At 73.0% G+C, this 23,064-nt stretch carries 21 protein-coding genes; 11 read left to right on the forward strand and 10 right to left on the reverse strand.

From position 1 onward, the window contains the following. Window positions 1-65 precede the first annotated feature (65 nt). A complete protein-coding gene (locus IEZ27_RS30130) occupies window positions 66-557 on the forward strand; it encodes a MarR family winged helix-turn-helix transcriptional regulator (protein WP_189650342.1) in 492 nt (163 codons plus the stop codon). Between the two features lie 88 nt (window positions 558-645). Here the strand turns inward: IEZ27_RS30130 and bla are convergent, their stop codons facing one another. The 3 genes from bla to IEZ27_RS55065 form a co-directional block, all read right to left on the reverse strand. Beyond that, window positions 646-1,635, reverse strand: coding sequence for a class A beta-lactamase (gene bla / locus IEZ27_RS30135; protein WP_189650343.1), 990 nt, complete (start codon window positions 1,633-1,635; stop codon window positions 646-648). Window positions 1,636-1,780: 145 nt separating this feature from the next. Next, window positions 1,781-2,020 (reverse strand): hypothetical protein, encoded by a 240-nt coding sequence (locus tag IEZ27_RS30140; RefSeq protein WP_189650344.1) that lies wholly within the window; start codon window positions 2,018-2,020, stop codon window positions 1,781-1,783. 8 nt (window positions 2,021-2,028) lie between these two features. Further along, entirely contained in the window at window positions 2,029-2,157 is a 129-nt protein-coding gene (locus tag IEZ27_RS55065) for a hypothetical protein (RefSeq protein ID WP_268246095.1), read from the reverse strand. Between the two features lie 75 nt (window positions 2,158-2,232). On the opposite strand from IEZ27_RS55065, the gene IEZ27_RS30145 reads away from it, so the two are divergent. The 3 genes from IEZ27_RS30145 to IEZ27_RS30155 all read left to right on the forward strand — a co-directional run bounded on the left by IEZ27_RS30145 (window position 2,233) and on the right by IEZ27_RS30155 (window position 6,027). Next, entirely contained in the window at window positions 2,233-3,753 is a 1,521-nt protein-coding gene (locus IEZ27_RS30145; RefSeq protein WP_229824479.1) for an ABC transporter transmembrane domain-containing protein, read from the forward strand. Continuing rightward, a complete protein-coding gene (locus IEZ27_RS30150; protein ID WP_189650346.1) occupies window positions 3,750-5,489 on the forward strand; it encodes an ABC transporter ATP-binding protein in 1,740 nt (579 codons plus the stop codon). The genes IEZ27_RS30145 and IEZ27_RS30150 overlap by 4 nt, the downstream gene beginning before the upstream one ends. Before the next feature lie 82 nt (window positions 5,490-5,571). After that, window positions 5,572-6,027, forward strand: coding sequence for a VOC family protein (locus IEZ27_RS30155; protein WP_125638004.1), 456 nt, complete (start codon window positions 5,572-5,574; stop codon window positions 6,025-6,027). A 28-nt stretch (window positions 6,028-6,055) separates the two neighbouring features. Here the strand turns inward: IEZ27_RS30155 and IEZ27_RS30160 are convergent, their stop codons facing one another. Further along, entirely contained in the window at window positions 6,056-6,646 is a 591-nt protein-coding gene (locus IEZ27_RS30160; protein WP_125638005.1) for a helix-turn-helix domain-containing protein, read from the reverse strand. An 89-nt stretch (window positions 6,647-6,735) separates the two neighbouring features. On the opposite strand from IEZ27_RS30160, the gene IEZ27_RS30165 reads away from it, so the two are divergent. Next, entirely contained in the window at window positions 6,736-8,307 is a 1,572-nt protein-coding gene (locus IEZ27_RS30165; protein WP_189650347.1) for an FAD-dependent oxidoreductase, read from the forward strand. 59 nt (window positions 8,308-8,366) lie between these two features. Here IEZ27_RS30165 and IEZ27_RS30170 read toward each other — a convergent pair whose 3' ends face one another. Then, window positions 8,367-9,047: an HAD family hydrolase gene (locus tag IEZ27_RS30170; protein ID WP_229824480.1), complete on the reverse strand. Its 681-nt coding sequence runs from the start codon at window positions 9,045-9,047 to the stop codon at window positions 8,367-8,369. A gap of 80 nt (window positions 9,048-9,127) precedes the next feature. Further along, window positions 9,128-12,076 carry a S8 family serine peptidase gene (locus IEZ27_RS30175; RefSeq protein WP_189650348.1) on the reverse strand — a complete coding sequence of 983 codons (2,949 nt, stop codon included), beginning with the start codon at window positions 12,074-12,076 and terminating at the stop codon, window positions 9,128-9,130. Between the two features lie 153 nt (window positions 12,077-12,229). Here IEZ27_RS30175 and IEZ27_RS30180 point away from each other — a divergent pair, with 153 nt between their 5' ends. From IEZ27_RS30180 to IEZ27_RS30200, 5 genes are all read left to right on the forward strand, one after another. Beyond that, on the forward strand, window positions 12,230-13,228 hold the full coding sequence (locus IEZ27_RS30180) for a helix-turn-helix domain-containing protein (protein ID WP_221762371.1): 999 nt from the start codon (window positions 12,230-12,232) through the stop codon (window positions 13,226-13,228). Between the two features lie 132 nt (window positions 13,229-13,360). After that, window positions 13,361-14,815, forward strand: a complete 1,455-nt coding sequence (locus tag IEZ27_RS30185) for a serine/threonine-protein kinase (protein WP_189650349.1) — start codon at window positions 13,361-13,363, stop codon at window positions 14,813-14,815. A 72-nt stretch (window positions 14,816-14,887) separates the two neighbouring features. Next, the gene (locus tag IEZ27_RS30190) at window positions 14,888-16,285 is read left to right on the forward strand and encodes an aldehyde dehydrogenase family protein (protein WP_229824481.1); all 1,398 of its coding nucleotides are present in this window, start codon (window positions 14,888-14,890) and stop codon (window positions 16,283-16,285) included. A gap of 3 nt (window positions 16,286-16,288) precedes the next feature. Further along, window positions 16,289-16,732, forward strand: a complete 444-nt coding sequence (locus tag IEZ27_RS30195) for a DUF3598 domain-containing protein (protein ID WP_189650351.1) — start codon at window positions 16,289-16,291, stop codon at window positions 16,730-16,732. A gap of 1 nt (window position 16,733) precedes the next feature. Continuing rightward, on the forward strand, window positions 16,734-17,726 hold the full coding sequence (locus tag IEZ27_RS30200; protein WP_189650352.1) for a nitrilase-related carbon-nitrogen hydrolase: 993 nt from the start codon (window positions 16,734-16,736) through the stop codon (window positions 17,724-17,726). 4 nt (window positions 17,727-17,730) lie between these two features. Here IEZ27_RS30200 and IEZ27_RS30205 read toward each other — a convergent pair whose 3' ends face one another. The 3 genes from IEZ27_RS30205 to IEZ27_RS30215 are packed head-to-tail and all read right to left on the reverse strand — an operon-like array spanning window position 17,731 to window position 20,257. Further along, window positions 17,731-18,519: an ABC transporter permease gene (locus IEZ27_RS30205; RefSeq protein ID WP_229824482.1), complete on the reverse strand. Its 789-nt coding sequence runs from the start codon at window positions 18,517-18,519 to the stop codon at window positions 17,731-17,733. Beyond that, window positions 18,516-19,292: an ABC transporter permease gene (locus tag IEZ27_RS30210; protein ID WP_189650353.1), complete on the reverse strand. Its 777-nt coding sequence runs from the start codon at window positions 19,290-19,292 to the stop codon at window positions 18,516-18,518. Before IEZ27_RS30210 ends, IEZ27_RS30205 begins: the two co-directional genes overlap by 4 nt. Further along, entirely contained in the window at window positions 19,289-20,257 is a 969-nt protein-coding gene (locus IEZ27_RS30215; protein WP_189650354.1) for an ABC transporter substrate-binding protein, read from the reverse strand. The genes IEZ27_RS30210 and IEZ27_RS30215 overlap by 4 nt, the downstream gene beginning before the upstream one ends. Before the next feature lie 346 nt (window positions 20,258-20,603). On the opposite strand from IEZ27_RS30215, the gene IEZ27_RS30220 reads away from it, so the two are divergent. Further along, complete coding sequence (locus tag IEZ27_RS30220) at window positions 20,604-22,004, forward strand: sensor histidine kinase (protein WP_189650355.1); 1,401 nt, start codon at window positions 20,604-20,606, stop codon at window positions 22,002-22,004. A 58-nt stretch (window positions 22,005-22,062) separates the two neighbouring features. Here IEZ27_RS30220 and IEZ27_RS30225 read toward each other — a convergent pair whose 3' ends face one another. Beyond that, on the reverse strand, window positions 22,063-22,845 hold the full coding sequence (locus IEZ27_RS30225; protein WP_229824483.1) for a glycerophosphodiester phosphodiesterase family protein: 783 nt from the start codon (window positions 22,843-22,845) through the stop codon (window positions 22,063-22,065). Window positions 22,846-23,064 lie beyond the last annotated feature (219 nt).

Consider the following 23,064-nt stretch of genomic DNA (forward strand, 5'->3'; position numbering starts at 1 on the left):
GCATCACGAACGGGATTGATCGTACGGATGCGTCGAATTCGACGCAAGTCCGGTAGGCTCCCGCCATGAGCGAACCGCGGTGGTTGAACGAGACGCAGATGCGCGCCTGGACCGGCTTCCTGGAGACCTCCGGCCTGATCCAGCGCCACGTGGAACGGCAGCTCCGAGAGGACGCCGGGCTCACCATGATCCAGTACGAGATCCTCCACTGGGCCAACGAGGCCGCCCCCCAGCTGCGGTGCATCACCGAGCTCGCCGACCTGATGATCACCTCTCGCAGCGGCCTGAGCTACCAGGTGGCCCAGCTGGAGAAGGCCGGACTGCTACGCCGCGAAACCGACGCCAGCGACGAACGCAGGGCCATGGTCGTCATCACCGAAGACGGCCGGCGACTCCTCGCGAAGACCGCGCCCGGACATGTGGAGGCGGTCCGCGACGGCCTGATCGATCTGTTGACCGGCGAGCAGGTCGCCCAGCTCGCCGACATCATGGACGATGTGCGCACCCGGCTGCGTCCCCGCGTGGTGCCGACCGCCTCCCGCAGGAAGGCCACCTGACCGGCCCGCCTGGCCGCCGTGGGGAGCGAGCTCTCTCGACCGTCATGGTCGCTCCACGGCCCCGGCTCCCGCGCGAGCGGGCGGCGTTCTACCGGTCGCGTGCGCCACGGCTGGAGTAGCCCAGCCCTTCGGCCAGCAGGGTGGCCGCCTTGGCGATCACGCTGTTGTCCATGGTCGCGGTGGGGTCGTTGCGATTGGTGTAGACGGCGATGATCAGCGGCGCGCCGGACGGCGGCCAGGCGACGGCGATGTCGTTGCCCGGCGCGTACGGTCCGGAGCCACCCCCGGTCTTGTCGCCGACGGTCCAGTTCTTCGGCAGCCCGGCGCGGATGCGTTCGGTACCGGTGACGCTGGCCCGCAGCCAGTCGTTCAGCCGCTGCCGGTCCTCGGGGACGAGGGTGCTGCCCAGGGTGAGTTTCTGCAGGTTGCGAGCCATGAACGCGGGCTTGATGGTGTCGCGCTTCTCGCCCGGCTTCCAGTCGTTGAGTTCCGGCTCCCAGCGGTCGAGCCGCCCGATCGGATCCCCGAGCGAACGGTAGTAGCGGGTCAGCCCCGCGGGTCCGCCGACCTGCTTGAGCAGCACGTTCGCCGCGGTGTTGTCGCTGGCGGTGACGGCCGCGTGGCACAGGCGGTCCACGGTCATGCCGTTCTTGAGGTTCTCCGGTAGCTCGGTGATCGGCGAGTTCGTGACCAGCTCCTTGGCTGTCCAGCGCAGCGTACGGTTCAGCAGGCCGGGATCGGTCGTCCGGGCCTTGGCCAAGATGGCGCCGCACAGGACGGCCTTGAAGGTGGAGGCGCTGGGGAACAGCTCGCCGCCCCGGTAGGAGATGGTCTTCCCGGTGCCTGTGTCGATCGCGTAGGCCCCGATGCGCCCCTGGTAGGAGTTCTCGAGCGCGCGCAGTCGCTTCTTGACGTCGGCCGTGCCGCTCGCGAACTGCGCGGCGGCGACGGCGGAGGCCGAACGCGTGTCGGCCCCTGCCGTACCGGCCAGGCCGGCGACGGCTGTCATCGCCGTGGTGGTCGCCAGTACGGCGGCTCCGAGCTTGCTTCGCAGTCCTCCGCGATGAACGTGTCTCATCTCGACTCCCCGCACTCGATCCGGATCTTCGTAAGAGCGACCAGAAGATCAGAGACGGCAGCGAGGCGTCCAATAGCGGTATGGGACCACAGCCGATAAGGATTCCGATATTCACCCAGGTAACCGGTTCCGAGCCCGGCACTCCTCAAGTCCGGGCGCGCGTTCCTTCGAGCACGCCGTAGCCGACGAAGGTGAACATGCGCTCACCCGGGACCAGGGGTTCCGGCCGGCCCGTGAAGCGGTGCACGCCGACGCCGAACCCCGCCTCCGGGTCCGACAACCATCGCCGTTCGAACCCGCGTTCCTCGAACCAGTCGCAGATCAGCGGCACCCGATCGGGAGCCTCGCGGTGCCGGGCCAGATGATCGTGGTGCCGGTGCCGCACAACTGCGATCAGTGGCCGGCGGTGCGCCGGATGTCCTCGTCGGTGATGTCGCCGAACACCCCGCACGCCAGCACGAGGTCGGCGCGGATCTTGCCGCTGAGACGTCTCCATGAACGACGGCGCGCGCGACGGATCACCGGAGTCAGCTGCCGCGAACGATCATGCAAGGGGCGGGCAAAGAGCCGCAAAAGCCATGCTCTAGCGTGACCGTCATGAAGGCGGCTCGGTATTTGTTCTGGCTGGCCTGGGCGCAGAAGGGCCGGGTCGCGCTGGGCGCGATGCTGGGGACCCTTTGGATGGTGGGCCTGACGCTCCCGCCGTACCTGCTGTCCAGGGCGATCGACGACGGCCTGGCGTCCGGCTGGGTGCTGGCGCTGCTCGGCGCGGGCCTGGTCAACGCCTGGCTGGCGATGTTGCGGCACCGTACGATGACCAAGATCCGCATGGACGCCAACTTCCGCACCGTGCGCGCCCTGGTCGAGCAGATCAACAAGCTGGGCGCCGACCTGCCCAAACGCGCCTCGACGGGCGACGTGGTGACGATCGGCATCGGCGACGTCATCACCATCGCCGCCTCGCTGACGGTGACCGGCCCCGGCGTGGGCGCGGTGATCAGCTACGGCGTGGTGGCGGCGCTGCTGCTGCGGGTCTCCGTGGTGCTGGCCGTGGTGGTGCTGCTGGGCGTGCCGCTGCTGGCGCTCGTGCTCGGGCCGCTGCTCGGCCGGCTGATGAAGGTGCAGAACGGCTACCGCGAGAACCAGGGCAGGCTGACCACCCGCCTGGTCGACCTGATCGAGGGGCTGCGGGTGCTCAACGCCTTCGGCGGCAAGGACACCTACGCCGAACGCTACCGCGCCGACTCGGCGAGCCTGCGCGAGCAGGGTTACCGGGTGGCGTCCCTGACGAGCTGGATCGGCGCGCTCGGCGCCGGACTGCCCGCGCTGTTCCTGGCCGCCGTCACCTGGCTGGGCGCCCGCCTGGCCGCCGAGGGGACGATCACGGTGGGCGAGCTGGTCGGCGTGTACGGGTACATCGCCGTGCTGGTGGTGCCCGTCTCCTTCTTCATCGAGGGCAGCTTCCAGATCAGCCACGGCCTGGTCGCCGCCCGCCAGGTCACCCGCTTCCTCGCGCTGCGCCCCGGGGAACGATCCGGTCCCGCCGGGCCGGAGATCGCGCAGGGGAGCCTGGTGGGGCTGGCCGGCGCCCGGCCCGAGGAGAGCGTGGCGCTGCTCGAAAGGCTGGGCGGGTTCGACGGCACCTCCCTGATCGCCGACCACGACGCCGCCCTGTTCGCCGGCACGCTGCGCGAGGTCCTCCAGGGCCGGGGCGAGGCGGACGACGAGGCCGTCCACCGCGCCGTGCACGTCGCCGCGGCGCAGGACGTGGTCGCCGGGCTGCGCCACGGGCTCGACTCGGTGATCGAACCCGGCGGGCGCAACCTGTCGGGCGGCCAGCGGCAGCGCGTGCGCCTGGCCCGGGCCCTGCTGGCCGAGCCCGAGGTGCTGCTGGCCGTGGAGCCCACCTCCGCGCTCGACGCGCATACCGAGTCCCTCCTGGCAGGGCGCCTCCGTACGGCCCGCGCCGGCCGTACGACGGTCGTGGCCACCACCTCGCCGCTGCTGCTCGCCCAGGCCGACCAGGTGCTGTTCATCGAGGACGGGCAGGTGGCCGCCACCGGCACCCACCGAGAGCTGATGGAGTCCACCCCCGCCTACCGATCGCTGCTCGCATGAACCGCGACCTGCCCGTCGCCGACCCCCGGCAGGTACGGCGGGCCGCCCTGCGCCTGGTCGGGCGCGACATGCCGGGCTTCACCGCGACGCTGCTGCTCAACAGCCTCGCGGCGGCCGCGGCGCTGGTCAGCCCGTGGTTGCTGGGCGACATCGTCGACGTCATCAGCGCCGGAGGCGCGGTCGACCTGCTCGCCGCGATCGCCGTGGGCGCGGCGCTGGCCCAGCTGATCCTGTCCAGGTACGCCGAGAAGATCGGCACCCGCTTCAGCGAGCGTGTCCAGGAACACATCCGCTCCGAACTCCTGGACCGCGTACTGGCCCTGCCCGCCGCCACGGTCGAGCACATCCGCACCGGCGACCTGACCGCCCGCGGAACCACCGACGTGGCCCTTGTCGGCCGCACCCTGCGTGACGCCGCACCCGCGATCCTCGTCTCGAGCCTCCAGGCGCTCTTCCTGATCGTCGCCGTGTTCCTGGTCGACCCGGCCCTGGGCGCGGCGGGCCTGCTCGCGCTGGCCGGCATCGTGGCCGCCTCCCGCTGGTACCTTCGCCGCGCCCGTACCGCCTACCTGGAGGAAGGCGCCGCCCGCTCGGAGCTGGCCGAGCACCTGGCCGCCAACGCCGCGGGCGCCCGTACCATCGAGGCCCTGGGCCTCCAGGTCAAGCGCGCGCGGGCGGCGGAACAGGTGATCGAGCGCAGCCGGGTCGCTCAGCTGCGGACCCTGTTCCTGCGCAGTGTGCTGTGGCCCTCGGTGGAGGTCTCCTCGCTCCTGCCGCCCGTGCTGGTCCTGCTGCTCGGCGGGATGCTCCTGGACCGCGGCCAGGTCACGCTGGGCGCGGTCGTCACCTGCGTGCTCTACCTGCGCCAGCTCGGCCAGCCGATCGAGACGGTCCTGATCTGGCTGGAGCAGCTGCAGAGCAGCGGCGCCTCCTTCGCCAGGATCGAGGGTCTCGCGACCCCGGCGCGGGAGGAGGTCGCCGCCGCGGCGCCGCAGGGCGACCGCATCGAGGCGCGCGGCGTGCACTTCGCCTACGAAGGCGGCGACGACGTGGTCACCGGCGTCGATCTGACCGTACGGCCCGGCGAGCGCCTGGCCGTCGTCGGCCCCTCGGGAGCCGGGAAGTCCACCCTGGGCAAGCTGCTGGCCGGCATCGACCGGCCCCGCCTGGGCACGGTCACCGTCGGCTCGGTGCCCGTCGCCGACCTCTCTCCCACACGGCTGCGCGAGCACGTCGTCCTGGTCACCCAGGAACAGCACCTGTTCCTCGGCACCGTACGCGACAACCTGCTGCTGGCGGATCCGGCGGCCGACGACGACCGCCTGGGCAAGGCGCTGGCGGCGGTCGGCGCCGACTGGGTCGCCTCGCTCGACGACGAGCTGGGGACCCAGTCGTCCGGCGCCGCCCTCGGCCCCGACCGGGCCCAGCAGCTCGCCCTGGCCAGGGTCATCCTGGCCGACCCGCACACCGTCATCCTCGACGAGGCCACCGCCATGCTCGACCCCCGTACGGCCAGGCGCGCCGAACGCTCGCTCGCCGCCGTCCTGGAAGGGCGGACCGTCATCGCGATCGCCCACCGCCTGCACACGGCCCGGGACGCCGACCGGGTGGCGGTCATGGACAACGGCCGGGTGGTGGAGGTCGGAGCCCACGACGAGCTGATCGCGGCGGGTGGCGTGTACGAGGCGCTGTGGAGATCGTGGCACGGCTCACGGGGCGTCGACGCCGAGTTGTGATCTTCCTCGTCCGCGGCCGGAATTTCCCGGCTCCGGCGCTGGTTGGCCGGGGTGATCGTCCGTTTTCGATGAGGAGAATCCCATGAACGACCACCCCGACGCCCCGGCCGTACGTCAGCTCCGGCTGGTCGTCGAGGCGGAGGACTACGAGGCGGCCCTGGCCTTCTACCGGGACGTGCTCGGCCTGACCGAGGAGGCCGCCTATTCCTCCGGCGACGGCGCCCGCGTGACGATCCTCGACGCGGGCCGGGCCACGCTGGAGATCGCGAACCCGGCGCAGAAGAAGATGATCGACGACGTCGAGGTGGGGCGGCAGGTCGCGCCGAAGATGCGGGTCGCGTTCGAGGTGGACGACTCCCGCGCGACCACCGACCGCCTGGTGTCGGCGGGCGCGACCGAGGTGGCCCCGCCCACCCTCACGCCCTGGCAGTCGCTCAACTCCCGTCTCGACGCGCCCGCCGGGCTGCACATCACCGTCTTCCAGGAGCTCGCCCCGCTGGAGGAACGCGAGAAGATGGAGGGCTTCGGCACCTCCTGACGGCCTCAGGCAGCTTCCGGCCGGCGGCTCACCGGCCCGAGGGGCGGGCGCGTACGTGCAGGCGCTCGCCCTGGGGGCCGAACAGCGCGAGCACCTCGGTCGGCTCCGAGGTGGGATTGGCGAAGGCGTGCGGCACCCGCGTGTCGAACTCGGCCACCTCGCCCGCCGTCAGCAGCACGTCGTGCTCGCCGAGCAGCAGGCGCAGCCGTCCCGACAACACGTACAGCCATTCGTAGCCCTCGTGGACCTGCTGCTCGTACTCGCCGTGAGGCCAGCCCGGCGGGTAGATCTGCTTGTACGCCTGCATCCCGCCCGGACGCCGGCTCAACGGGATGTACGTCATCCCGTGCCGCGACAACGGCCGCAGATGCACCCTCGGATCGCCGGTCGGCGGCGCGTCGATCAGCTCGTCCAGCGGCACCTGGTGGGCCCGCGCCAGCGACAGCAGCAACTCCAGCGTGGGCCTGCGCCCGCCGGACTCCAGCCGCGACAGCGTGCTGACCGAGATCCCGGTGGCCTCGGCGAGTTGGGCCAGCGTCACCCCCCGCCGCTGCCGCAACGCCCGCAGCCGCGGCCCGACCGCCCGCAGGACCTCCTCCAGCTCCGGTGTGTCCTCCATGGGCCCAGCTTGCCATTTCGGCAACGACATTTGTCAAACCGTCCGCGCGGCCCGCACAGTGTGCCATCGGCGCATCTCTGGAGGAACTGATGGACGACACGTACGACGTGGTGGTGATCGGCGGCGGCGCGGCCGGGCTGAGCGGGGCCCTGACCCTGAGCCGGGCCCGCCGCCGGGTGCTGGTGATCGACGAGGGCCGGCCGCGCAACGCCCCGGCCGAGGGTGTGCACGTCTACCTGGGCCGCGAGGGCACTCCGCCCCTGGAGCTGCTGGCCGCCGGCCGCGACGAGGTGACCGGTTACGGCGGCGAGATCGTCACCGGCACCGCCGTCGAGGCCGAACGCCTGGACGACGGCGGCTTCCGCGTGCGGCTCGCCGACGGGTCCGCGGTCGCGGCGGACCGGCTGCTGGTCACCACGGGCCTGGTGGACGAGCTGCCCGACCTGCCCGGTGTGGCAGAGAGGTGGGGCCGCGAGGTGCTGCACTGCCCGTACTGCCACGGGTGGGAGGTACGCGACCAGCCGATCGGCGTACTGGCCGCCGGGTCGCTCGCCACGCACCAGGCGCTGCTGTGGCGGCAGTGGAGCGCGGAGGTGACCCTCTTCACCCACACCGCCCCGCCGCCCGGTGCGGACGACCTCGCCAAGCTGGCCGCCCGCGGCGTCACGGTCGTCGAGGGGCGCGTCACCGGCCTGTCGCCGGACTCCGGCCCGCTCACCGGCGTCACCCTGGAGAACGGCGACGTCGTCCCCTGCCGCGCCTTCGTCGTCGCACCCCGCTTCGCCGCCCGTTCGGCCCTGCTGGAGGATCTCGGCGTCGAGACGGCCGAGCAGCTCATGCACGGGCACGTGATGGGCACCCACGTGGTCGCCGGCCCGGCCGGAGCGACGAACGTGCCCGGCGTGTGGGTCGCCGGGAACGTGGCCGACCTGGGCGAGAACGCCATCGGCGCGGCCGCGTCGGGCGTCAGGGCGGCGGCGGCCGTCAACGCCGACCTGATCGAGGAGGAGGCCCGCCGGGCCGTGGCCGCCCATGCCGCGCCGGTCTCCGGCGAGCGGTTCTGGGACGAGCGCTACAGCGGGTCCGAACGCGTCTGGAGCGGCAACCCCAACGCCCGCCTGGTCGAGGAGGTCGCGGACCTGGCCCCCGGCACCGCGCTGGAACTGGGCTGCGGCGAGGGCGCCGACGCCGTGTGGCTCGCCCGCCGCGGCTGGCGGGTCACCGCCGCCGACGTCTCCGGCGTGGCCCTGGCCCGCGCCGCCGCGCACGCCGCGGACGAGGGCCTGGCCGCGCGCATCGACTGGCAGCGCCACGACCTGGCCGAGTCCTTCCCCGACGGCGCGTACGACCTGGTCACCGCGAGCTACCTGCACTCGCCCGCCGAGCTGTCGCGCGAGAAGGTCCTGCGGGCCGCCGCCGCGGCCGTCGCGCCCGGTGGCCAGCTCCTGGTGATCGGGCACGCCGGCATGCCGCCGTGGGAGCCCGAGGCCCACCCCGGCCTGCGCCTGCCCACCCCGGGGGAGGTGCTCGACGCGCTGGAGCTCGCCGAGGGCGAGTGGGAAGTGGTGCGGGCCGAGGAGTTCGAACGTACCCAGACCGGTCCCGACGGGCGACCGGCCACCCGCACCGACAACGTGCTGAGGGTACGGCGGCTCCCCTGACCGGCGCGGTCAGCGGCGGCGGTCGCTCGTCCCGGCGCGCGCTGTCCGGAGGCCGGGACTCACCGGAGCGGGGCGGGGGTGGCGTCCTCAAGGCGGGTGACGGCGCCGGCCAGGTCGTGGAAGGCGTCGATGAAGGCGTCGACCGGGTGGGGGGCGAAGTCGGCGGGCTCGCGCAGCCCGCTCTGCATGCAGGCCACGAAACGCAGGCCGGCGCCCGTGGCCGCCTGGGCGTCGGTGGGGGAGTCGCCGACGTACAGGCACTCGCGGGGGTCGCGGCCGGTCTCGGCCAGCAGCTCGTCGAAGGCGCGCGGGTCGGGCTTGCCGAAGCGGGTGTTGCCCGCGTGGTAGACGGCCGCGAGCCGGCCGTCGAGCACGTGACCCGGCGCCGTCAGGTGCTCCATCTCGGCCTCGGTGCGCGAGGTCAGCAGCATGACCTCGCGCCCGGCGGCGTTCAGCTCGTCGATCGTACGCAGGTTCGCCTGGGGCACGACGTCGACCCGCCCGGCCGCCGCGTACTCGCGCAGCAGCGTGTGGTGCACGGCGAGGTAGGCGGCCAGGTCGAGGCCGGGCGAGCGCATCGGCATCGCCTCGTGCAGCGGCCGGCCCCACGTGGCCACGTGCGCGGCCCTGGACATGGGGTCGCGGCCGATGCGCGCCAGGGCCTCGTTCTCCAGCTCGAAGCACGCGGCCTCGGTGAGGCACAACGTGTCGTCCACATCAACCACCACGGTACGGATCACAGGCCACACGATAACCGTGCCCGCGACGGTGCCCGTGAGGTGGAGCCGGAGAACGGAGGGCGCGCACCGGCCGCCGCCGGTCAGTTGACCGTGACGATCGTCCCGGCGCCGTTGGGGTACTCGACGTAGCCGGTGTTGACGCGCGGCGTCGCGCCCGTCCACGAGGCGGTCAGCGTGAACGGCCTGCCGGTCTCCGTCTTCGGCCTGGCCGGCGTCACGGTGAGCGCGCCGCGCGCGTGCCGCGCCTCCACCACGTCGGTCTGGGTCGTGAACGCCGTGGACGTCGTCCCGGGCAGGTCGCCGAGCGTGACCACGACCAGGACGTGCCTGCCGGGCCGGGGACGGGACAACATCGCGCGGTGGTCCCCGTCCAGGCTGTACACCCACGACTCGAACTCGCGTACGCCGTTGCCCTCGTAGAAGAGCAGGCCGCCCACCTGGGCCTCCGGGTCGACCGCCCTGACCCGGAACGCGGCCGCCTTCGCGCCCTCGGGCACCGTGACGGGGAACTCGCGTCCCCACACCTCGTCCTGGCTGACCGTGCCGGGCACTTCCTCGGCCGACACCGGCCCGTACGGCGTGACCTGGAACTTCTTCAGCCCCGGCGTCACCTCGAAGGACAACGAGCCCGCCGTGCCCGTGCCGCGCACCTCGGCGGGCGCCCTGGCGCTCAGCGGCGTGACCACGATCGCGCTGCGCACGTCGGCGCCCGCGCCGGTCCAGGTGAGCCGCCCGGTGACGGTGTCCGCGCCGGTCCCGGGCGACATCTCCATGGTGACGGTGAACTCCTTGGTCTGGCCCGCCTCCTTGAAGACCAGCGTGGACGGCTTGACCTTCGCCCTGAACCCGGGCAGCTCGATCGAGGAGTGGTAGACACCCGGCGTGAGCGCCGTCACCTTACGGGTGACCGTACGGCTGCCGAACAGCTCGCCCACCGAGATCGTCGGGTAGTTCAGGTCGGGGGCGGCCAGCGGCTTGACGCCGGTGCCGGTCGCGACGCCGAGCCCTTCGAGGTAGCCGTACCAGTCCTGCGCCTCGGCGTCGTAGACCAGGCCGGGGGCGAGCATGCGGGACGGGTCCACGTGGCCCGCGCCCTGGGCGAAGACGTCCGGGGTCCTGGTGTCGTACGCGGTGGTCATCATGGCCGACTTGATCGCCATCGGCGACATCAGCGGGTTCCGGCCGAGATGGAGGGCGGCCAGGCCGGCGATGTGCGGGGTGGCCATCGAGGTGCCGGAGTAGAAGTCGAAGTCCTTGCCGTCGTTGCCGGGGGGCGCGACGGCGGCCAGGATCGCCGCGCCGGGCGCGGTGATGTCCGGCTTGAGCAGGTCGCCCCGGGCGGACAGCGCCGGACCGCGCGAGGAGAAGCTCGTGACCTCGGGGTAGGCCACGCCGTCGGCGGGGGCCGGGAGCAGGGTGGCCGTGGCGCCCGGCGTGGCCGCGTACGCCGCGATCCGGGCCGCGTCGGGCGCGTCCACGTGCACGGTCGGGACGGCGTGCAGGTCGGCGTCGGTGGAGGCGGCGGCCGGGTTGCCCAGCACCATGCCGGCGCCGCCGGCCCGCCGGACCTCGGCCGACTTGTCCACGCGGGCGGTCGTCCCGCGCGCGCAGTAGACGATCTTCCCGGCCGTCGCGGCCGGGTCGAGCGAGCCGGCCGCGCACACCTCGGCGTCGGCGTCGGCGGCCTGAGCGGCCTTCACCGACACGGCGGTGACCAGCGGCTTCGGGCCGAGCGGCGCGACGACCGAGGTGCTGGTGCCCCGGTAGGCGGCGCCGTCGCCGAGCCGGACCTCGCCCCGGTACGGCGCGATCGTGCCGGCGGCGACCGTCGTCGTCCAGGGCGCGGTGTTGTCCAGCGTGGAGGCGTCGGGGCCGGAGTTGCCGCCCGCCGTCGCGACGAAGACGCCGGCCTGGGCGGCGGCGAGGAAGGCGAGCTGGATCGGGTCGTCGGCGGCCGACTCCGACGCGGCGCTGCCGATCGAGTAGTTGATCACATCGACGCCGTCGGCCACCGCCTGGTCGATGGCCGCGATGAGGTCGGAGCTGAAGCCGCCGGTCGTGCCGCCGTCCTTGCCCTGCCAGAGCGCCTTGTAGACGGCGACGGCCGCGCCGGGCGCGACGCCCGAGATCGCGCCGAAGTCGATGCCGTTCGCGGCGGCGGGGACGCCGTGGTCGCCCGCCGCGGTGCCGGCGGTGTGCGAGCCGTGGCCCTGCGCGTCGCGCGGGGACAGGAAGTCGTCGCGCTTGTCCGGCGGGTTGGCCCGGAGCCACTGCTCGCCGAAGTAGCGGGCGCCGATCAGCTTCCCGTTGCACAGGTCGGAGGTGAAGCGCTCGCCGGTCTGGCACACGCCCGTGAACGTGGAGCCGTCGCCCTTGTGCATGACCGTGGCCCCGTCCTTGAGGTAGGGCCGGTACGGGTCGGCGTCCGTGGGCGGCTCGGTCCCGAGGGCCGGACCGGCGAAGGACGGGTTCTCCGGCCAGATGCCGGTGTCCACGACGCCGACGACCACGCCCTTGCCCGCCTTGTCCACGCCGCCGAGCCCGGCCCACAGGCCGCGGTCGCCGGACAGGCGGAGGAAGTCGGTGGAGTTGCGGTCGTCCAGCGCCTTGTGCAGGACGTCCGGGGTGACGGACAACACGCCCCGGGTGGCGTGCAGCCGCAGCGCCTGGGCGGGGGTGAGGTCGGCGGTGAAGCTGTTGGAGGCGACCACGTGGTGGGCGTTGGCGGCGGCGCCGACGCTGCGGGCCACCTCGTCCTGCCGCTTGGTCAGGCGGTCGCGGTAGCGCTTGGCGTGGGCGCTGGAGGTGTCGACCTTCCTGCCCTTGCCGCCCTTGGTGGGCGCGATGCCGGTCACGCCGCCGTCGTAGGTGGCGAGGGGCGACTCGGTCAGGGTGACGACGTAGGGGGAGGGGGCGGCGGCGGGCGGGGTGGAGGCCGCCGCGGGCCGGGCCACTGCCGGTACGGCGGCGGTGACCGCCAGGGCGGCGGCCAGCGCCAGTGCGCGGTGAACGCGGGTGTTGCGGGACATTGCTCCTCAAGGGGGGATGAGCCTGGTCACCCGTCCGGGGAGGATCACCGGAGGGCCGTCATGGAGTCAAGCGCCCAGTGGAGATCAGTGTCGAGATATAGTGCTGACATTTTCGGCCACGTGACCAAAAATGACATTTTCGGATGGTGCTTCTTGGGGGACCGGTCTGTGCTCGGCGCGGTGGGCGTCCCGGACTTCGACGAACGGCTCTACCGGCTGCTGCTGCGCCGGCCCGGCCTGCGTACGGCGGAGTCCGCGGCCGCGCTGGGCGTCGGCCCCGCCCGGGTGCGCCCCGCGCTGGCCCGCCTGGCCGAGGCCGGGCTGCTGCGCCGCACCGCGCCCGGCCGGTACGAGGCCGTGCCGCCGGAGGTGGCGATCGAGTGGCTGGTGGACCGCCGCCGCCTGGAGGCCGAGGCCCGGCTCGCCGCGGTCAGGACGGTCGTGTCGGACTTCGCCCAGCTCTACCACTCCGGCCGGATGGGGTCCGGGCCCGCGGGCGTCGTGGAGGTCCTGGCCGGGGAGGAGGCCGTCAAGCGGGTGATCACCGAGCTCCAGCGGACGGTCAGCGTGGAACTGCTCGGCTTCGACCGCCCGCCGTACGTGGGCCGCCCCGACGACTCCCAGGACACCAACGAGTCGGAGCTGGCCGGCACCCGGCAGTTGCTGGCGCGCGGCGTGGACATCCGCGTGGTCTACTGCGCCGAGTCCCTGGACCGCCCCGGCCGCCTGGAGACCCTGATCCGGCTGGCCGAGGAGGGCGAGCGGTCCAGGTTCGTCGGCCGCCTGCCGTTCAAGCTGCGCATCGCCGACCGCCGGATCGGCCTGTTCCCGCTGGTGGACGGCGTCTACGACAACATCGCGCTGCTGCACCCCTCCCGCCTGCTGGACGCGCTGGTGGAGCTGTTCGACGTCTACTGGGAACGCGGCCGGCCGCTGGCGGGGCTGCCCCGGGCGGCCCAGGAACGCCCGGCGGAGGCGGACCTGCTCGTCCTGCGCCTGCTCAACGCCGGGCTCAAGGACGAGGCCATCGGCCGGCACCTGGGCGTCAGCGCCAGGACGGCGACCCGCAAGATCGCCGCCGTGGTGGAGAGCCTCGGCGTGACCTCCCGCTTCCAGGCGGGCGCGGAGGCCGCCGCCCGCGGCTGGCTCTAGAACGCCCGGCCCGGCGCACATCGGCCGATCTTCGCTTACTGTGCAAATCGGGGGTTGCGCTGCGGGAGAATGTCCTCGCCGGGGCGCACCGGTGCACGGCGTACGGGGGAATCACGGAGGATGACGTCGAGGATGAGTGCTCAGACGCAGGAGCATCTCGGCCCTTATCGGGTGATCAGGAAGATCGGCGAGGGCGGCATGGGAGTCGCCCACCTCGGTGTCGACGGGGCGGGGCGCCAGGTCGCGATCAAGGTGCTGCATCCGCACGTCGCCGCCGACCTCAAGGCGCGCGACCGGCTCGTCCGCGAGGTGGAGACCATGCGCCGGGTGCGCAGCCGGTACGTCGCCGAGGTCATCGACGCCGAACTGGTGGCCGACCGCCCGTACGTCGTGACCCGCTTCGCCGACGGCCGCACGCTGGAGCAGACCGTCCTGACCGACGGCCCGCTGCCGGCCCATGAGGTCGTCAGGCTCGCGCGGGGCCTGTGCCAGGCGCTGGTCGACATCCACGCGGCGGGCGTGATCCACCGCGACCTCAAGCCGGCCAACGTCATGATGGTCGGCGGCGAGCCGCTGGTCATCGACTTCGGCATCGCCCACGTGATCGACGCGGCCCGGCTGACGCAGTCGGGCATGTTCGTCGGCACCCCGGGCTACCTGGCCCCGGAGATCATCCGGGCCTCGCAGATCACCCCGGCGGCCGACGTGCACGCGCTGGCCTCCACCGTGTTCTTCGCCGCCACGGGGACGCCGCCGTTCGGCACGGGGTCGTTCGAGGCCGTCTGCTTCAACACCATGGAGGGCCGGGCGCGGATCGACGAGGCGCCCGTCTGGCTGCGCGACTGGCTGAGCCGGGCGCTGCGGGTCGATCCCGCGGCCCGCCCCGTCGCGCGGGAGCTGCTGCGGCTGGCCATGGCGCTCGACCCGGGCGGCCGCCCCCCGGCCTTCGAGCACCCCGCCGCCAGCACGCTGACCATGGACGTCGTCTCCGACCTGCTCCCGCCGGTCCAGTACGCGCCGCGCGGCCTCCAGGAGCACCAGCCGCCCCCCGGGCCCACGGTGTACGCCGGTCACCCGGAGGAGCGGCCGCGGCCTCCCGTCGAGCCCGCGGAGCCCGCCGAGCCGTTCGACCTGCGGCGGTTCGTGACCAGCAGCGGATTCGTCGGGGTGCTGGCGCTGGTCACGCTGTCGGCCTCGACCGTCGTCACGCCGGTCGTCGGCGGCCTGCTGGCGGTGGTGATCTCCCTGGCCCTGCGCGCCGGAGAGTACTTCCTCGCCGAGGACCGGCCGGAGATCTCCCGCACCGCGCTCGTCACCGTGGGCAACCTGCTCCTGGCGCTGGCGTGCGGCCTGGGCGCCGCCGGTCTGCTGGAGGCCGCCGGCCTGCGTACCAGCCACGCGGAGTCGCTGGCCGCGGGCGTGTTCACGCTGGGGCTGTTCGTGTTGCCGGGCTCGGGGCCGGTACGGCGCAGGGCCTCGCGGCTGCTGGCCCGCCTGCTGCCCGGCCGCAGCGCGACCGTGGTGACGGTGGCCGTCATGGGGCCGATCGCGTTGCTGGCCACGATCGCGGCCCTCCTCCAGGGCTGACCGCTCGGCCCCGGAGCGGGGCCGGGTCGCGCACTGGACACCCTGCCGGTCGACGTGACCACAATGGGCCTCGTGATCCCTTCGACCGGGCACGTCGTCAGGAATCCGCTCACCGGGCGGATCGAGCGGCCGCTCGCGCCCGTCGGCCCCGACCGGCTGGCGGAGCTCGCGGCCGGACTGCGCGCGATGGCCCCCGCCTGGCGGGCCGCCGACCGGGGAAAGGCGCTGGCCGCGTTCGGCGGGGCGCTGGCCGCCGACGACGAGTTGCTGGCCGCGCTGGTGGCCGACACCGGCCGCGAGGCCGAGTCCAGGCTTGAGCGGCAGTTCACCGCGGCGCTCGTCGACCGATGGGTACGCCAGGCCCCCGCGCTGCTCGCGCCCCCGCCCGAACGCCCGGCCGCGCTGCCGGGGATCGCGGTGGGCGGCGACGCGGTGCCGTACGAGCTGGCCGGGGTGATCAGCCCGTGGAACTTCCCGCTGCTGCTCGGCCTGATCGACGCGGTGCCCGCGCTGGCGGCCGGCTGCGCGGTGCTGGTCAAGCCGAGCGAGGTGACGCCGCGCTTCATCGAGCCGCTGATGCGGCTGGTCCCCGACGAGCTGCCGCTGCGGCTGGTCGAGGGCGCGGCGGAGACCGGGGAACGGCTCGTGGGCCTGGTCGACACCGTCGTGTTCACCGGCAGCGTCCCGACCGGCCGCCGGGTGGCCGAGGCGGCCGCGCGCGCGTTCGTCCCCGCCCATCTGGAGCTGGGCGGCAAGGACCCGGCGATCGTCCTCGCGGGCGCCGACCTGGAACGCGCGGCCGAGGCCGTCCTGTGGGGCGCCACCGCCAACGCCGGGCAGTCCTGCCAGTCCGTCGAACGCGTCTACGTCGAGCACGGCGTGTACGACGCCTTCCTCGGCCTGCTGGCCGACCGGGCCGGACGCACCCGGCTGACCTGCGAGGGCGGCCCGATCGGGCCGATCATCGACGCCGCGCAGGCCGACGTGGTCGCGGCCCACCTGGCCGACGCCGCCGCCAAGGGCGCGGTGACCCACACGGGCGGGGCGATCGAGCGGCACGGCGGCGGGCTCTGGTGCCGTCCCACGGTGTTGTCGCGGGTGGGGCACGACATGCTGGTCATGACGGAGGAGACGTTCGGGCCGGTGTTGCCGGTCATGGCCGTCTCCGGCGCGGAGGAGGCGGTCGCGCTGGCCAACGACAGCGCGTACGGGTTGTCGGCCGCCGTGTTCGCCGCCACCGAGCGGCAGGCGCTGGACGTCGCCGCCCGGCTGCGCGCCGGCGCGGTCAGCGTCAACGACGCCGCGCTGACCGCGCTCGTCCACGAGGGCGAGAAGAACTCCTTCGGCCTGTCGGGGCTGGGCGGCTCGCGCATGGGCGACGCCTCGATCGGCCGTTTCCTGCGCCGCAGGGCGTTCCTGATCAACCGGTCCGGGGCCGCCGACCCGTGGTGGCACCCGAAGGAGGGATAGAGCATGGGACTGCGCGCCGAGATGCCGCTGCTGGCCCGCCACGAGGGCGAATGGGCCGGCCGGTACGTGCACGTCGACAAGGACGGCGCGGTGATCGACCGCCACCACGTCGAGATGACCTGCGCGATCCTCGACGACGCGGTCTACCACCAGACCAACCGTTACCGCTGGGACGACGGCCGGACCGAGGTGCACGAGTTCCCCGGCACGTACCTGGGCGGCGGCCGGTGCGGGTTCGACACCGAGCGGCTGACCGGCCAGTTCTGGGAGCTCGACGCCGACACCATCTACCTGACCTGGCGCTTCAAGGCCGAGGGCGACGACCTGCGGCTGTTCGAGCTGATCGTGCTGAGCGAGGACGGCGGCTCGCGCAGCCGTACCTGGCAGTGGATCAGGAACGGCGAGTGCGTCCGGCGCACCCTGATCGACGAGCGCCGGACGGCCTGACATGACCGCCTACACCGCCCTGGCCCTCCAGATCGAGGCCAGGGCCGTCACGGACCGGGCCGACCTGGCCGCGGCCGTCGGCCGCGTCGGCGCGCGCGTCGGCGGCAGCAAGGCGTGGCTCGGCCCCGCCCTGCGGCTGGTGGTGCTGCCGGAGTACGTCCTGACCGGCTTCCCCACCCGCGAGAGCCCCGCCGAGTGGCGCGAGAAGGCCGCCCTCGACGTGGACGGGCCCGAGTACCGGGCGCTGGGCGAGATCGCCGCGGCGAACGACGTGTTCCTGTGCGTGAACGCCTACGAGCGCGACGAGCACTTCCCCGGGCTGTACTTCCAGGCGTGCGTGATCCTCTCCCCGGCGGGCGGGGCGGTGCTGCGCTACCGGCGGCTGCACTCGATGTTCACGCCCACGCCGTACGACGTGTGGGAACGCTACCTCGACCGCTACGGCCTCGACGGCGTGCTGCCGGTCGCGCGTACCGAGATCGGCAACCTGGCGGTGCTCGCCTCGGAGGAGATCCTGGTGCCCGAACTGGCCAGGGCGCTGGCCCTGCGGGGCGCGGAGGTGTTGTGCAACCCGACCTCCGAGGCGTACTCGCCGGCCCTGACCCCCAAGGCGGTCGCCCGGCGCGCCCGCGCCCTGGAGAACCTGGCCTTCGTCGTCTCGGCCAACACCGCGGGGCTGTCCGGCATCGCGATCCCGGGCGACTCGGTCAACGGCGGCTCGGAGCTGATCGACCACGAGGGCCGCGCGCTGGCCCAGGCGGGGCCGGGGGAGTCGCTGGTCGCCGCGGCCGAGCTGGACCTGGCCGCCCTGCGCCGCGCCCGCCGCAGGCCCGGCATGGCGAACCTGCCCAGCCGGGTCAAGACGCGACTATGGGCGCAGGTCTACGCCGGCCACGACGTCGAACGGCCCGGCGCGCTCACCGAGGCCCCGGACCGCGCCTTCTACACCGCCCGGCAACACGAGATCATCGAACGCCTGCACGATCAGGGCTGAGCCGTCAGGCGCGCGCGACGGCGTGCCGGCGCAGCAGCCCCCGCTCGGCCGCCAGGAAGATCGAGTTGAGCGCCACGCCCAGCACGCCCAGCAGCACGATGCCCGCCCACATGGCCGGGATGTCGAACTCGCTCTGCGCCTCCAGCAGGCGGTGGCCGATGCCCTCGCTGCTGCCGTAGAGCTCGGAGATGACCATCATGATCAGCGCCAGCGAGACGCTGAGCCGCAGGCCCGCCAGGATCTTCGGCGCGGCGGCGGGCAGGATGACGTGGAACAGGCGGGTGGGCGCGGACAGCCGGAAGACCCGGCCGGTGTCGAGGTAGCCGCGGTCGACGTGACGGCCGCCGTCCATGGAGTTGATCAGTACGGGCCACACCACCCCGTACACGATGGAGGCGAGCTGCATCGGGGTGCCGATCTTGAACAGCAGCAGGAACACCGGCAGCAGCGCCGAGGGCGGGACCGAGCGGCCGAAGTGCAGCAGCGGCTCGGCCAGCGCCGCCAGCCACTCCAGGCGGCCCAGGGCCAGGCCGAACGCGACCCCGGCCAGCGCCGCCAGCGCCCAGCCCGCCATCAGCCGCCCCAGGCTGGGCAGCAGGTCGGCGACCGCCTCGTCGGTGAGGAACAGCTGGCCGGGCGGCCCGGAGAACCACATCTCGCGCAGCCGGACCAGGATCGTGCTGGGCGGCGGGAAGTAGACGGCCCCCGCCTGCCGGGCGGCCAGCTCCCACACCACGGCCACCACGGGCAGCAGCCAGTGGCGCCACAGCCGGCCCGTCCTGGACGCGGTCACGCCGCCACCTCCGTACGGGCGTGGTGCCAGCGGAACAGGCGCCGCTCGGCCGAGGTGACCAGCATGTTCGCGGCCAGCCCGAGCAGGCCCGCCCACAGCGTGCCGGCCAGCACCCGGTCGACGCGGTTGGCGCCGCCCGCCTGGAGCAGGAACGTGCCGATGCCGTGGCCGCCCGCGATGAGCTCCACGCTGACGGCGACGATGAGCGTGACCCCGACCGAGATGCGCACGCCGGTCGCGACGAACGGCGCGGCGCTCGGCAGGCTGACCCGCAGCACGACCGCCAGCGGGCCGAAGCCGAAGCTGCGCAGCGTCTCCTTGGCCAGCGGATCGACCTCGGTCAGGCCGTACATGGTGTTGATGAGCAGCGGCCAGCAGCAGGTGTAGACGATCAGTGAGGTCTTGGCGTCGGCGCTGTCCGGGAACACGAACATGGCCAGCGGGATCAGCGACACCGACGGGATCGGCCGCAGGAACTCCACCACCGGCCGCACCGAGCGTTCCACCACCGGCACCGTGCCGAGCAGCAGCCCGGCCGGCACCGCCACCGCGATCGCGATCAGCAGGCCGGCCGCGCACGCGCCGAGCGTGGCCAGCACCTGCGCCTGGAACCCGCCGTCGGCCGCCAGCCCGGCCGCGGCGGCCAGGACGGCCGAGGTGTACGGCAACACGCCCGGGTCGATGAGCCCGGCCTGCCCCGCCGCCTCGGCCGCGAGGAGCACCCCGGCGACCCCCGCCGCCCCGAGGAGCAGCCGCCCGCCCCGCGTGATCATCCCAGTCCGGTCGCGATCTGCTGCTCGACGACCGGCTTGCTCTTGAGGTAGCCGTAGCCGACGAGCAGGTCGGCCAGCTTCTGGAAGCCCTGCCTGGGCGGCTCCATCGAGAAGACGCCCAGCTTCATGGCGGCCGCGCCCGCCGCGTCGATCTGCGTGTACGTGGGGATGACCTCGTTGATCGCGCCACGGTCGGTGGCGGCGATCTGCTGGGCCTTGGCCAGGGCGCGGTGGAAGGCGGCGGCGGTGCGCGGGTTCTTGGCCAGCCAGTCCTCCGACACGCCCCAGCCGTCGATCGGGATGCCCGCGGTCGGGCCCGACATGGTGTCGATCACCTCGGTGCCGCCCGCCCTCTTGGCCGCGGTCAGGAACGGCTCGACCAGCCAGGCGGCGTCGACCTTGCCCGAGGACAACGCGCCGACCTGCTCGTTGAACGGCATCGCCACGTACTTGACGTCGTCGGGCGCGAGCCCGGCCTGCTGGAGGTGGGCGTTGGTGACCGTCTGGCCCAGCGCCTTGAGCACGTTGACCGCGACCGTCCTGCCCTTGAGGTCGGCGGCCGTCTTGACCGGCGATCCCTTGGGGACGACGACGCCCGCGATGCCGGGGGCCGCCTCCTGGCTGTGCTGGAACAACTTGAGCTTGGCCGCGCCGGAATCGTTGATGGACAACAATGAGACATATGAGGTGAGGAAGACGTCCATGCTGCCGTTGAGTATTTTCGGCATGACCGCCTGAGGGGCCTGGATGATCTCGGTCTTGACCGTCAGGCCCTCGGCCTTGAGGAATCCGCGTTTCTGCGCGATGAACAGCGGCGCCGCCGAGGGCACCGGCACCACGCCGACCAGCAGCTCGGTCTTCTCCAGGCCGCCGGAGCCGCCCGTCGCGGTGGGGGCCGCGCCGCCGCCGCAGGCCGCGAGCCCCGTGACGAGGGCGAGCGCGGCGGCGGCGTGTGCGATCTTCACGATGCTCTCTCCTGACTGCCGGCGCATTTCCTGACCGGACAATGGGGAGAATCGCGGCGCGCCCCGGAAACGAGGCCCGAATTGCACGAGCCCTCCGAAGCATTCGGCACCACCGGAACCCCCGCTGCCACGAACGGCGATCTTACAGCAGGGAATGCGACCGCCGCCATGAAGCAAACAAGGCATTTCTCTGAATACCCTTTACGGTCAGTATATGTCTCCGTAAATCGGTGATATGCGCATATTTATGGTCATTGTGGGATCAATGGCCGGAGCGTGTCGCCCGGGACCTCCACGGAGTCATTGCCGGTCCTTGGACGTCCGATGAGACCCCGGTTGAGAGCATGTGGGCGGGAAGGACCCGGGCGAGACCGGTGAGGGGGTGGGGTCCCTGCGGCCGCTTCCGCTCTCGGTCCAGGCGCGGCTCACCCTGGCCACCGCCGTGTTGTCGCTCATCGTCTGCACGGCGATCGGCATCGCCCTCGACCTGCTGATCCGCGACAGGCTGCGGCAGGACGTCTTCGCGGACACGCAGCGCGCCACCACCGAATGGATCGGCTCGATGACCGCGACCCCGAGCCCCCCGGTGACCACCTCGGAGGTCGACCTCCTCCAGCTCGTGGACGCCCACGGCCACGTGGTCGTGGCCAGCCGCGCCGCCTCCGGGCGACCGCCCATCAGCACGCTCCGGCCCGCCTCCGACGACCGCATCCAGCACGGCGTCGCCTGCGCGGACGGCGAGTGCGTGATGTTCACCGCCACCAGGCCCTCCCCGCAGGAGGAGCGGTTGTTGTGGGGCGGCGCGGCCCACGTCGTCTACGCCGGGCTGGTGGAGCCGCCCCTGCTCGGCACCCGCCGCCTGGAGCTGCTGCTCGCCTCCGGGGTGCTGGCCGTCAGCGCGTTGCTGACCTGGATCGCCGCGTTCCTGATCGGGCGTACGCTGCGGCCGGTCGAGGCGATGCGGGCCAGGATGGCCGAGATCACGGTCACCGACCTGAGCAAACGGGTGCCGGAGCCGCCCGGCGACGACGCGGTCGCGCAGCTCGCCCGTACCGCCAACAAGACCCTGGGCCGCCTGGAGGAGGCCGTCGAGCAGCAGCGCAACTTCTCCTCCATGGTCTCCCACGAGCTGCGTACGCCGCTGACCGGCCTGCGGGCCCGGCTGGAGGAGGCGCTGACCTACCCCGACGTCGACCCCCGCGCCGCCCTGCGCGACGCGCTGTCCACCGCCGACCGGTTCCAGGCGATCATCGAGGAGATGTTGTCGCTGGCCCGTGTCCGTACGGCCGCCCCGGGACATCGGGAACCGGTGCGGCTGGGCACGCTGGTCGGCGAGGAGGTCGCGAGCCGCCGGGCCGGGCTGCTGATCCGCGTGGACGCCGAGGAGGATGTCGAGGTGCTCGGCAATCGCGTCCAGCTCGGGGAGGTGCTGACGAACCTGCTGGTCAACGCGCAGCGGCACGCCCGTACCGTCGTCGAGGTGCGGGTGGAGCGGCGCGACGGCCAGGCGGTGGTCTCGGTCCGCGACGACGGTGCCGGCGTCGCGCCCGCGGACCGCGAGCGGGTGTTCGAGCCCTTCGTACGCCTGGCCGAGGGACGGCGGCGCGACCCCGAGGGCAGCGGCCTCGGCCTGGCCATCTCCCGTGCCATCGCCCGCGCCCACCAGGGGGACCTGGGCATCGAGGACTCCCCGCAGGGCCCCCGCTTCGTGCTCCGCCTCCCCCTGCCACCCCGCCCGCCCACCTGACCGGCCCGCCGGTCCGGTCAGGGTGCGGGCCGAGGGCGCACGCGTCGTCAGGAGCCGGCTACTGGCACTTGCCCTTCAGCCAGGCGCTGAACTCCGGCGTGTAGTCGCTGGCCACCCGCTTGGCGCCGCTCTGGAGCGCCGACTTCCACGCGTTCTCGTTCAGCCGCCAGGAGGGCGGCGGCTCCTCCCACTTGGTCACCTCCGGCCAGATGGGCCCGCCACTCAGCACCTGCGTCAGGCCCGCGGCGGTCACCCGCTGCTTCAGCTCGGCGGCGATCGCGCTGTCGTGGGAGTACAGGATGATCTCCTGCGACCGGATGTTCTCCTTGACCGGGTCGAGCACCTCGCGCCACCCCTGGGCCTTGACGGTGGCGTTGGAGCTGAGCAGCGACTGGCGGGCCTCGGGCTTGATCTCGACCAGCCCGACCATGCCGGCGGACCTCATCGCGCCCAGCCACTCGCGGAAGGTGTAGACGGTCTCGCCCTTGAACAGGCCGCGGTTGATGGTCCGGCCCTTGAGCGCGGTGTCGCCCGCCGCCCACCAGATCTCGGTGATGTTCTTCTTCGTGCCCGTGAGACCCCAGGTCGAGGTGTTGTGCCACATGACGGCCTTGGTGCCGTCCTTGGTGAGCTGGAGGTCGGCCTCGACGCCGGAGGCGCCCCAGCCCTTGTAGCGGTTCACGGCCGTGGGGTTGTTGGGCTGGCGCACCTGGTCCCGTTCCCAGGCGTTCGCCCCGGTGGGATAACCGCCGTGCCCGAAGATCTGCGGGCAGGCCGGCAGCGCGGCGGACGGAGAGGTGAGTAATGAGGCCAGCATCAACGCGGCGACGGAGACTGCCAAGACACGCACCTTTCGATCTTGTGGTTCATGGCACTTTGCCACATCCGGGGGACTTCCGTGCGGGCCGCGTGGGCGGAAGGACGACCGGGAGGACGGAAGGAAGGCAGGTCGCCGGTACAGTGACGGCTTGTGGCAGGGTGCCACGGGAACCGGCGCTCGAACCCTGTGGCGGGGGCACTTTTTGTGGGAATCGCACAAAGCAGGGGCCCTGGCATGCAC

The sequence above is a fragment of the Nonomuraea spiralis genome (assembly GCF_014648435.1).
Lineage (GTDB): Bacteria > Actinomycetota > Actinomycetes > Streptosporangiales > Streptosporangiaceae > Nonomuraea > Nonomuraea spiralis.